This window comes from Sphingomonas sp. SORGH_AS_0870 (assembly GCF_031453175.1).
In the GTDB taxonomy this organism is placed as follows: domain Bacteria; phylum Pseudomonadota; class Alphaproteobacteria; order Sphingomonadales; family Sphingomonadaceae; genus Sphingomonas.
The window spans coordinates 16,586-27,500 of the sequence record NZ_JAVIYW010000002.1 but is presented as its reverse complement, the minus strand read 5'-3'; the positions used below and the strand labels follow the sequence as shown (position 1 = coordinate 27,500).

Below are 10,915 nucleotides of genomic sequence, written 5' to 3'. Positions count from 1 at the left end.
CGGGGGTCGCGAGATCTACCAATACTAACCAAACTCCGAATACCTATGAGTGATACTCGGGAGACAGACGGCGGGTGCTAAGGTCCGTCGTCAAAAGGGAAACAGCCCTGACCTACAGCTAAGGTCCCCAAGTCGTGTCTAAGTGGGAAAGCATGTGGAAATCCCAAAACAACCAGGAGGTTGGCTTAGAAGCAGCCATCCTTTAAAGAAAGCGTAACAGCTCACTGGTCTAAACAAGGGTTTCTGCGGCGAAGATGTAACGGGGCTCAAGACACGCACCGAAGCTTAGGGTGTGCACGCAAGTGCACGCGGTAGCGGAGCGTTCCGTAAGCCTGCGAAGCGATCTGGTAATGGGTCGTGGAGGTATCGGAAGTGCGAATGCAGACATGAGTAGCGATAAAGAGGGTGAGATGCCCTCTCGCCGAAAGACCAAGGGTTCCTGCGCAAGGCTAATCCGCGCAGGGTGAGCCGGCCCCTAAGACGAGCCCGAAGGGGGTAGTCGATGGGAACCACGTTAATATTCGTGGGCCTGGTGGTGTGTGACGGATCTCGTGTGTTGTACGTCCTTATCGGATTGGACGTGCCTCGAAGAGGTCCCGGGAAATAGCCCCACCGTATAGACCGTACCCGAAACCGACACAGGTGGTCAGGTAGAGTATACCAAGGCGCTTGAGAGAAGTGTCCTGAAGGAACTCGGCAAATTGCCTCCGTACCTTCGGAAGAAGGAGGCCCCATGTAAGCGCAAGCTCTCATGGGGGGCACAGGCCAGGGGGTAGCGACTGTTTAGCAAAAACACAGGGCTCTGCTAAGTCGGCTTCAAGACGACGTATAGGGCCTGACGCCTGCCCGGTGCCTGAAGGTTAAGTGGAGGAGTGCAAGCTCTGAAATGAAGCCCAGGTAAACGGCGGCCGTAACTATAACGGTCCTAAGGTAGCGAAATTCCTTGTCGGGTAAGTTCCGACCTGCACGAATGGCGTAACGACTTCCCCACTGTCTCCAGGACATGCTCAGCGAAATTGAATTCTCCGTGAAGATGCGGAGTACCCGCGGTTAGACGGAAAGACCCCGTGCACCTTTACTGCAGCTTCAGAGTGGCATTGGACAAGAACTGTGTAGCATAGGTGGGAGGCTTTGAAGCATTGGCGCCAGCCGATGTGGAGCCATAGGTGAAATACCACCCTGTTGTTGTTTAATGTCTAACCTCGTACCGTGAAACCGGTACAGGGACCCTCTGTGGCGGGTAGTTTGACTGGGGCGGTCGCCTCCTAAAGAGTAACGGAGGCGCGCGAAGGTTGGCTCAGGCCGGTTGGAAACCGGCTGTTAGAGTGCAATGGCATAAGCCAGCCTGACTGCGAGACTGACAAGTCGAGCAGAGACGAAAGTCGGTCATAGTGATCCGGTGGTCCCTCGTGGAAGGGCCATCGCTCAACGGATAAAAGGTACGCCGGGGATAACAGGCTGATAACCCCCAAGAGCTCATATCGACGGGGTTGTTTGGCACCTCGATGTCGGCTCATCACATCCTGGGGCTGGAGCAGGTCCCAAGGGTTTGGCTGTTCGCCAATTAAAGTGGTACGTGAGCTGGGTTCAGAACGTCGCGAGACAGTTTGGTCCCTATCTGCCGTGGGCGTCGAAATTTGAGAGGAGTTGACCCTAGTACGAGAGGACCGGGTTGAACGTACCTCTGGTGTACCTGTCGTCGTGCCAACGGCGCAGCAGGGTAGCTATGTACGGACGGGATAACCGCTGAAAGCATCTAAGCGGGAAGCCTCCCTCAAGATAAGATTTCTCAGGACGGTCGAAGACCACGACCTTGATAGATCGGATGTGGAAGTGCGGTAACGCATGGAGCTAACCGATACTAATTGTCCTATTCGCGCTTGAGAGCTCCACACCCCCACCATCAGCCCTGGGCTAGATGGCAGGGTGCGGTCATTACCAAGCCAGGTGCATCGATTTTATACCCATCACCCCGCCCACAAAGCGGGGTCAGTATTCGCGGACTCTATTGCCTGGTGGCCATAGCGTCGGTGTCCCACCCGATCCCATCCCGAACTCGGCCGTGAAACCCGACTGCGCCAATGGTACTACTGCTCAAGCAGTGGAAGAGTAGGGCGTCGCCAGGCATTACAGTCCGCGTATACACACAAAACCCATTCACTTGTCCTTGCCCCTATACCCAGTGTCGCGGGGTGGAGCAGCCCGGTAGCTCGTCAGGCTCATAACCTGAAGGCCGCAGGTTCAAATCCTGCCCCCGCAACCACCGCCATAGAACTCGATACGCCGCCCTCACGGGCGGCGTCGGCGTTTAGGGCGTACGCCACCAGCGACGCTACGCTGGCCACCACCTCTGCCGCGGGACCCTCCGGTTCATCCGGGTAGATCGTCACGCTCTCGATAAGCCGCGACATGATTGATGCGGCCTGCCCGCGGACCGCAGGATCTGCCAGCGTGCTGCGCAAGGCGGCGATCCGCGCCCGAAACTGAGCCTGCAGAACGAATGGCGTTGGAAGCGGGGGTTGCGAAACCACCCCTCTGTCGACGGTAGCATTTCGCAAAATCAGGCGGGCCTTCTCCGTCTCCCGTTCGTCGATCATGTGCCGGAGGGCAGGGGTCGCGATACCCGCAAGCAGATTTTCATATAGATTGCCGAGTTCGCGCTCGAGTTGCTGCAGACGGATCCTGGCCGTGTCAGCCTCATGGCTGTCGATCCGCGCAAGTCGCGTGGCTTCGCGCTCATATTCCGCAATGAACAGGCGTACATGGTCTTCGGTGAGCAGACGGTGTTGGATAGCCGTCAGGCTTGCCTCTTCCAGAGGCCCCTTGCGGACCGATAGCCTGTTGTCACAGGTGCCACGTTCCTTCTGACCGGCGCAGCGATAATAGTCCTTGCCGCTGATCGTGTAGTTGGACCCGCAGCAACCGCATCGGATCAGGCCGGATAGCAGATGCTTCTTGCGATTACCCTGGGCCAGCGGCAGCGACGTGGTGGTGCGCTTGCGGGCGTTCATTTCCGCCTGCACCGCCTCGAAGTCACTGTCATCGACGATGCGGAGGTCCGGGACTGCCACCTCGATCCACTCGCTGGGGTCTCGAAGCTGATAGCGCCGTTCGCGCTTTTCCGAGTCCGGATCGCGGCGCCAGTGTCGACGTTTCCAGACAAGCCGTCCCGTGTAGAGGGGGTTGTTAAGGATGCCGACCAGCTTTTTGTGGTCGCCCCGGATGGTCGAGGCATTCCACTCCCCGCCACGAGGTGCTGGAATACCCTCAGCATTCAGGCGGGTGGCGATATCGACGGACGACAGGCCGCCAGCGAACCATCGATAAATTTGGCGAACCATGTCTGCCTTTGCCTCGTCGATCGCGAGCAGCCCACGGACGAGTTCGCCTTTCTCATCGAGCTGGATGACGCGCTTGTAGCCATAAGCGCGTCCACCAGGGAAACGCCCTGCCAGGACCGCCGCCTCCATGCCGCGCAGGGTCTTGTCGACAAGGTGTTTGAGGAAGATCGCGCCCATCAGGCCCGCGACGGCGAACTTGATCTCATCGACCCGGCCTTCGCTGATCGTATGCAGCTGCACGCGGTGATAGGGTAGTTTCTTGCCCAGCCAGGCCACGTCTTCCGCGTCACGCGCCAGCCGGTCCAGTGACTCGCATACAATGAGGTCGACCTCGCCCGCCTCGACGGCCGCAAGCAACCCTCTCAGTCCGGGGCGGTCGCGCCGATAGCCTGAAATCTCTGGATCGAGCCAGGTTGCTACGACCCTGCCACCAAGGAGATTGACGAGGGGCGCACACGCCGCAACCTGATCGTCGGACGACGTGGCCGTTTGTAGGGCGGTCGAATGTCTGCCGTACAGTGCGACGCGACGTTGGCCGGAAATGTTCATGAGGATGAAGCCTTTTCTGTTGGGGGCCGTGCGGAGGACGTGGTGTGGCGGTGTTCCGCCGCCAGCTGCCGGGCGAGCAGCTGCACGAGTTCGGCCAAAGCCTTCTCGCTTTTTGCATTTTTCACCCACGAGATCCGCGCAATGGCCATGGGGCGGTGATAGGAAGACAAAAATCAGGCGTGCATCAACGATACACAATCGTTAGATCGTATTTCGATGGCCCATCGAAAGCCCGCCCGGATGCGCCTCCCGCCTGGCTATGCCAGGCTCAAGGACAACCTTGGCCAGATCATCCGGGCGCACCGGCTGGCCGGCACCGGCACAGATGGGCCTCTGCCGCCCAAGCTCTTCGCGCACCGCGTCGGCATTAGCCGGGTAACGCTGTCGCGGATTGAGCATGACCGAGCCTGGCCACGCTCCGAGACGCTGGAGGCAATCATCGACATTTTCGGGATCGACTGGTCTGATGTTGCCGAGCCCGGTGTGACGCGCTCACCACCTCGGCGGATACCTGACACGCTGCAGGATCTGCAGCGCGACACTCTCTGTCGAGCATTGAGGGCAGGGCGCATCGCATTGGGATGGAGCCTGTCGGACCTGGCGCGCTACAGTGGCATATCCGCGTCGCAGCTATCGAGGATCGAACGCGGGCAGGGCGGTAAGTCTGCGGTCTTTGGCTGGCACCCGGATTACCTGGCGATAGAACTGCAGGACCGGTTGATCGCGTTCACTCACCCCGTCCTGGCAAATGTCGCAGGGGGCGGGGTTCGACCTATCCATCCCAGTTATCAGAAATGAACGACACATTGTCCTATAAGGCAGTTTGACCACCGACCTCATGATGTCGGTAGGAATGCTGAAAAACTGGTGGAAAGCGGCCTGTCCGCTTTCGGGCGACCCACTGAGATAAGCTGCCGTTCGTTCAGCAGTGAGGGGAGGGGGCTCGAACGCCCGTCAGTGGTAAAGAACGGCCGGGCCGTATTCGGGTCTGCATAAGTGGCTAGAAGACATCCGTTCATACGAGGCGTAGGGCGCTTCTAGGGTCAGGACTCGTTGATCACAGCCAGAAGATGACGGTCGCCGCGAGAGTGATGGCCGAGAAGAAGGCAGTGGGGCAGCGGTCGTAGCGGGTGGCGACGCGGCGCCAGTCCTTCAGGCGGCCGAACATCATCTCGATGCGGCTGCGTCGTCGGTAGCGGCGCTTGTCGTATCTGACGGGTTCAGTGCGGGATTTTCGGCCTGGGATGCAGGGCTGGATGCCTTTGGCATGCAGAGCGTCCCTGAACCAGTCAGCGTCGTAGCCACGGTCGCCGAGCAGCCACTGTGCTTTTGGCAGGTCGTCCAGCAGCGCTGCCGCGCCGGTGTAGTCGCTGACCTGGCCTGCTGTCATGAAGAAGCTTAACGGGCGTCCGTTCGCGTCGGCGACCGCATGGAGCTTGGTGTTCATGCCGCCCTTGGTGCGCCCGATCAGGCGGCCGAGATCCCCTTTTTAACCCGTAGGCTCGATGCCGTGCGGTGCACCTTCAGGTAAGTCGCGTCGATCATGACCGTCTTCGGCTCGGCGTCCGCCGCAGCCAAGCCCTCCATCATCCGCGTGAACACGCCTGCCTCACCCCAGCGCTTCCAACGGTTATACAACGTCTTATGCGGGCCGTAGTCCTTGGGTGCATCTCGCCAGCGCAGCCCGTTGCGGTTGACGAACACGATACCGCTCAGCACCCGACGATCGTCCACGCGCGGCTTACCGTGGCTCTTGGGGAAGAAAGGCCGAAGCCGTTCCATCTGATCGTCCGTCAGCCAATACAGGTCGCTCATTCCAGTCTCCTCTCGGAGCCTGAATCAGATTGCGACACTCACATCAATGGGTCCTGACCCTAGGTACCGCTAGACGCTGCGGGGTGCCTCAAGCAGCCGCGTGGCGTTTCGATAAAGACTTTGCCATAAGGAACGGGACTGACAATTTAGCTTGCATCTACAATGCTAGCTGGACTTGGATAACGTGACGCGGTCACCCGGATGTGCAGGCCGAGAGAGGAAGATGTTGTGACAGGAACTGCGGATGCGCTGGCAGATCTTCGTTTTAGCCTAAGGTTCGCGGCAGGTCGTTATCGCGGTTACGCTGCGATGGAGGACACCGCAGACAATGCTGCCCTGTTCCAGACGCTCGCCAATGAGCGCGGTAGTGACGCGGACGACCTCGATCGCGCGGCCAACGAAAACGGTTTGCGCCAAGGCCGTCCGACGATCAGCGACGACACGGCTGGCCCACTTCTCGGTATGGGAGGAACGGACCCCCATTCCGCGGCGTCGGCGGCATACCGCGTGCAGCGCGCCGAGAACACGCTGGAGCGTATGGCCGCCCAACTCGGATCGCTCTCCGAAGGTGGTCAGTTGAGCCGAGCGCTTGATAAAGTTCGCAGACACATCGATCAGCGCCGCGAGGAGGTGCGGGCCGCGCGGCGCCGCGCTCAATACTTCACGAAGGGTGTTCTCAGCGCTCGGGTTGGCATCGACCGAGCCGACGGACACGAAGTCATAGTCTGGTTCGGCACAAACCGGCGGCGGAACGCCAACGATCGTTTCATAGGTGAGCGGGCAGATATCGTGACTCACGGCCGATGCCGCGTATTCGTCCCCGAAGATCGGACGAGTGGCTCGCTAGGCCGCGGTCTTTTTGGTCGGATCCTAAGGGGCGATAATCGTGTAAAATTGCGAGGAATAGATATCCTCGGCGAACGCCACTTCTGGTCTCTACTAGCTAGTGAGACGGCCGCGCTTGGCGCTGGTGACCGGCAAGGCCTAGTTTTTCTCCACGGTTACAATACCAAGTTCGAGGATGCAGCGCGCCGGACCGCCCAGCTCAAGATTGATCTGGCACATAAGGGACCGGCTGGGTTCTTCTCCTGGCCATCGCTCGGCTTTGGGGCTGGCTATACCGGAGACGAAGCGGCGATAGAGGGAAGTGAGACAGCAATCCGGAGCTTCTTAATCGATTTCGCGGAGCGCTCTGGCGCAAGTGCTGTGCATATTATTGCCCATTCGATGGGCAACCGCGGCTTGCTGCGAGCGATGGATGCTATTGCCAATGCAGCCGCATCGGCAGCGCCAGTGCGATTCGGCCAAGTATTTCTTGCTGCGCCGGACGTCGATGCGCAGCTCTTCCAGAACCTTGCTGCCGCGTATGGCAGACTGTCCAGACGGGCCACGCTCTATGTAACGAACAATGATAAGGCGATCGGGCTCTCGCGTCGCCTACATCGCTTTGAACGCGCGGGGCTAGCTCCGCCCATCGCCGTGGTACCCGGAATCGACACGATCGACGCAAGCCACGTCAATCTGGGATTACTGGGCCACAGCTACGCCGCCGAAATGCGCCCGGTTCTAGCGGACATACACCGCCTCATTCAGGGTGACGCTGCACCGGATCACCGGTTCGGTCTGCGAAAGGCGCTTGGCGGCACTGCGGACTACTGGGAATTCGTTCGGTAACGCCAAATTAACGCGGCGTAGGAGCAGCTCAACAGGTGAAAGTTATCATCCGGTCGTCGTTGCAATCGTTCTACCGTCTATCTGGCTCGCAAATCCATAGCTCTTCTGCTGCGAGATGTCATTCGAATGCTCTTACTTCAGTCGTTCGGCCAGCGACTGCGGGACCGCGAACGGCCGATCAATCGTGTAACGTGTGGATGATCACAATTGCACGCCGGCTTAGCCTGAGGTTGCTTGAGGATGCCATCAACGTCATGGAATCTAATCGGTGAGCAGGAAATCAGAACTGACCGGCCTACCGCTGCTGGCGGCGAGACAGGGCAATTTTGAGCTTCTCTTTGCCGTACTGGTTGCTAGAACAAAACGAGATTGGACAGCGGGGGTGGCAGCGTGGGCGACGGCATACTTCAAGGTTTCCTGAACACAGGACTGATCGACGTTGGCGGTGACGACGCCAAGCTGGATAAACTCAATCAAGCGGCAGGTGACCTAGCCGCCGCGCTGAAGAAAAATCCATCCAAGGCGCTCGGCTTCTCACTGATCGCGTTCGATCCGGACGCGCCTGAGGCGGACCCCGTCGTACAGGAGGCGCTGGCCGCTCTACAGACCCGGTGGGCGACATACCGCAACACTTTCTCGGCCACGCCGATTGCAGTAATCCGTGCCATACTGCTCGATGCTCTCGTTGCGGCCGCGGCGGATGACGACCGCGTTGGCGTTTGCTTTGTCGCCTCGGCCCGCAACGCACTGCCGTTCATGCCTGTCGACAATGAGCGCGAGATCTGGATCAGCGTCGTCGAGGAGATCGAACGGCGCGTTGACCTCCGCGCAGAGGCTGAGTGGGCCACACCCGAATCCATCTCGGTTCAGCCGATGAAGTACAGCGCGCCGAAACTCAGCGCGCCAGAAGTCCGGATCGGCGAAGTTCCCAAGGGCGCACTGCAGACCGGTATGATGGCTGCCGCTGGCCCAACAACTCTGAATCAGCAGGGCAGTGCCGTGCATACCAATGGCAACCCGCACTCGCCTCAACAGCAGCAGCACTGGGTGAGTGAGTTCGGGCGGCGCGCTGGCACGACAATTGCGGATGCCGTTAATGCTGCGCTCGCTGAGATTGAAGTTAGTCAGCCGGACTTGGCCCAGCCGTTCGGCAAGCTTGCCGAGGTAGTCTCTGGCTACGTCGATGAGACGCTGAAAGCCGTCAGCGTGGCGACCGCGGGACTCCAGCGGCGCACGAACCTGCTCTGGTGGCGAGAGGCGCTATTCTCGCCATCGGTTGGCAAGAGCTATCGGGCACTTCCGCCATCCGTCGCCGCGGCGCTGATGGCGCTCGATCTGTTCGACACCGTCCCGCTTTTCTCGCCCGCGAGTGTCTCGGCTTTTCTAGGCGAGGCGGTGCTGCGCCTCGGCGGAACCGTCAACGGCGAGAAGCGCACCATGCGCGATCTCGTCAAGGAAGCACAGGACGAGGCCACGCTCGCCCCACTGCGTAGTGCTGCCGCGAAGCTGGCGGCCGAGCCGGCGGGACGCGGTCCGGTGCTCGCCCTGATCGGCCACCCGACGCACACCGGTGCCAGGGACGCGGAAAGTTTCCAGCGGCTGACTGGTGTTCCTGCCACTTCCGAGCTGGATACGGTCGCATGGTCCGGCTGGCTATTCCGTGAGCTTCAGGCTTCAAAGGCCGCGACTGACGCCTCGCCTGCGAGGCGCAGCGCCGCTAGGAAGGGCTGAGTGATGGAGAAATGTGCGCGGCCAACGTGCTTCGTCCCCGACACCGGATGCGATCTCGGCCACACGGACATCTCGAAATGCCCAATTTGGCCTGGCGGCAGCGTCGCTGACGATGTTACCGACGACGACCTGTCAGGCGAGATGCTGATGCCTTGGTCCGGAAGCGCTTTTGGGCTGGCTGACCTCGGCTTCGTGTCGGGGCGCGGCAAGCCGATCGTCATCGGCGTGGTCGGGCCGCAAAACGCAGGCAAGACCACGCTCCTCGCCGCATGGTATCTCCTAATTGGCCGCGGGTTGGCCATCCCGGAGAGACGCCTGTTCGCCGGATCCTATACGCTCTCGGGATGGGAGGCAGCCGCTGGCGCTATGCGCTGGACACCGGGCCAGCCGCCGCGCTTTCCGCCGCACACCACAAGCCGCGGCGGCAGAGCGCCTGGACTCCTTCACCTGACTTTCCGCGACGAAGAGAGCGGAGCACTGCTCGACTACCTCTTTACCGACGCACCGGGCGAATGGTTTCAGCGCTGGGCGATCAACACGGACTCGGCGGAAGGCGCTGGCGCGCGCTGGGTCTCCGACCATGCCGATGCATTCATGATCGTCGCCGATCGCGAGGCGCTCGCCGGTGAGGCTATGGGCTCGGCCCGAGGCTCGCTCCAACTTATTGCCAGGCGGCTAGGGGCGGAGCGCGGCCGCCGTCCGGTCGCGCTTGTTTGGACCAAAGCCGATGTTGAGATCGCGACCGAAATGGAGGAGGCCGTGCGCGGTGCCGTTAGCGACGCGATGCCGGACGCTATCGAGCACTCAGTTAGCGTGGTCAGCGCCCCCGGCACGGACCCGCTCCTCAACAAGGGCGTCGGCCTGACCGAACTCCTCCAGTGGGCGATCGATGTTCGACGACCGGGCGTCAGTCTGCCGCCACCAGCGTCCGCGTCCGCAGACCCACTGTTCATCTACGGGAGCAGGAAGCTGTGAGCGGCCCCTCCAATTCTATCCTCCTCGTGGGCGAAAGCGGCGTGGGGAAGACGCACTACGGCGCGCAGCTGCTGAGACGCTTGATGCGGGTAAAGGGCGCGCTACGGATGAACGGCGCAGCCACTAATCTTGAGGCGTTCGAGACCGCGCTCGAGAGCCTCGATGAAGGGCGGGCCGCCGGCCACACGGCGCGCACGGTGAACGTCGACAGCGTCTGGCCGGTGATTGATAGCGGCGGCAGGCAGGCTAACCTCGTCTGGCCGGAATACGGCGGCGAGCAGATAAAGTCAGTACTCGAAAACCGGCGTCTTCCTGACGCGTGGCAGAAGCGTGTGGACGGGGCTGACGCTTGGCTACTTCTCGTTAGACTCCAGCAGGCCATCGTCGGCGACGACATGTTCTCAAAGCCGCTCGCTGCCTTAAAGGGCGCCTCGGTCGAGAACCGAGAAGTGCACCAGTCCGATCAAGCCCGGTTGGTGGAGCTGCTACAGATGCTGCTCTTTTCCTACGGATCTGGTACAAAGGCGCAGCGGATCCCGCGTCTCGGTGTACTCCTCACCTGTTGGGACGAAACGGCGACGGCACAGACGCCGGCCGAAGTGCTCAGTACCAGCCTACCCTTGGTCTCGGCGTTTGTGCGATCAAACTGGTGCCAGCCGTTGATCATGGGACTCTCCGCCCTTGAGCGTCCGCTCAGCCCGACCACACGCGACATGGACTACGCCAGCAAAGGGCCCGAGCACTTCGGATACGTCATTGAAGCAAATGGCACGAAGAGCACCGACCTTACCCTGCCCATCCACCACCTACTAGACACCGGTAGTTGAAGG

The 10,915-nt window shown here is 60.7% G+C and carries 7 protein-coding genes, 1 tRNA gene and 2 rRNA genes (1 of these 10 only partly in view); 8 read left to right on the top strand and 2 right to left on the bottom strand.

Going from position 1 to position 10,915, the window contains the following annotated elements; all coding sequences use genetic code 11:
* From QE363_RS00510 to QE363_RS00500, 3 genes are all read left to right on the top strand, one after another.
* Positions 1-1,885 (top strand): 23S ribosomal RNA (locus tag QE363_RS00510) (it extends 907 nt beyond the left edge of the window).
* 126 nt (positions 1,886-2,011) lie between these two features.
* A 5S ribosomal RNA gene (gene rrf, locus QE363_RS00505) occupies positions 2,012-2,126 on the top strand.
* A gap of 60 nt (positions 2,127-2,186) precedes the next feature.
* Positions 2,187-2,263 (top strand) — tRNA-Met (locus QE363_RS00500).
* Here QE363_RS00500 and QE363_RS19670 read toward each other — a convergent pair.
* Positions 2,220-3,890, bottom strand: coding sequence for a recombinase family protein (locus QE363_RS19670; RefSeq protein ID WP_405053205.1), 1,671 nt, complete (start codon positions 3,888-3,890; stop codon positions 2,220-2,222). The two genes, QE363_RS00500 and QE363_RS19670, sit on opposite strands and share 44 nt — an antisense overlap.
* A gap of 216 nt (positions 3,891-4,106) precedes the next feature.
* On the opposite strand from QE363_RS19670, the gene QE363_RS00490 reads away from it, so the two are divergent.
* Positions 4,107-4,688 (top strand): helix-turn-helix transcriptional regulator, encoded by a 582-nt coding sequence (locus QE363_RS00490; RefSeq protein ID WP_309690694.1) that lies wholly within the window; start codon positions 4,107-4,109, stop codon positions 4,686-4,688.
* A gap of 259 nt (positions 4,689-4,947) precedes the next feature.
* On the opposite strand, the gene QE363_RS00485 is transcribed toward QE363_RS00490, so the two are convergent.
* Positions 4,948-5,705 (bottom strand): IS5 family transposase gene (locus QE363_RS00485; protein WP_309690692.1). Its coding sequence is split into 2 segments (ribosomal slippage): positions 4,948-5,372 and positions 5,372-5,705, totalling 759 coding nucleotides; the frame shifts between segments, so codons are not numbered across the junction.
* Between the two features lie 309 nt (positions 5,706-6,014).
* Here QE363_RS00485 and QE363_RS00480 point away from each other — a divergent pair.
* The 4 genes from QE363_RS00480 (at position 6,015) to QE363_RS00465 (ending at position 10,912) form a co-directional block, all read left to right on the top strand.
* Positions 6,015-7,379: an alpha/beta hydrolase gene (locus tag QE363_RS00480; RefSeq protein ID WP_309690690.1), complete on the top strand. Its 1,365-nt coding sequence runs from the start codon at positions 6,015-6,017 to the stop codon at positions 7,377-7,379.
* A gap of 390 nt (positions 7,380-7,769) precedes the next feature.
* Positions 7,770-9,110, top strand: a complete 1,341-nt coding sequence (locus QE363_RS00475; RefSeq protein WP_309690689.1) for a GTPase-associated system all-helical protein GASH — start codon at positions 7,770-7,772, stop codon at positions 9,108-9,110.
* Between the two features lie 3 nt (positions 9,111-9,113).
* A complete protein-coding gene (locus tag QE363_RS00470; protein WP_309690687.1) occupies positions 9,114-10,085 on the top strand; it encodes a TRAFAC clade GTPase domain-containing protein in 972 nt (323 codons plus the stop codon).
* Positions 9,989-10,912, top strand: coding sequence for a hypothetical protein (locus QE363_RS00465; RefSeq protein WP_309690685.1), 924 nt, complete (start codon positions 9,989-9,991; stop codon positions 10,910-10,912). The genes QE363_RS00470 and QE363_RS00465 overlap by 97 nt, the downstream gene beginning before the upstream one ends.
* The last annotated feature ends 3 nt before the right edge of the window (positions 10,913-10,915 follow it).

What these genes read in the sequence shown, in the direction of transcription:
- QE363_RS19670 (WP_405053205.1), bottom strand. Translation starts at nt 3,890, where the DNA reads ATGAACATTTCCGGCCAACGTCGCGTCGCACTGTACGGCAGACATTCG.
- QE363_RS00490 (WP_309690694.1), top strand. Translation starts at nt 4,107, where the DNA reads ATGGCCCATCGAAAGCCCGCCCGGATGCGCCTCCCGCCTGGCTATGCC.
- QE363_RS00480 (WP_309690690.1), top strand. Translation starts at nt 6,015, where the DNA reads ATGGAGGACACCGCAGACAATGCTGCCCTGTTCCAGACGCTCGCCAAT.
- QE363_RS00470 (WP_309690687.1), top strand. Translation starts at nt 9,114, where the DNA reads ATGGAGAAATGTGCGCGGCCAACGTGCTTCGTCCCCGACACCGGATGC.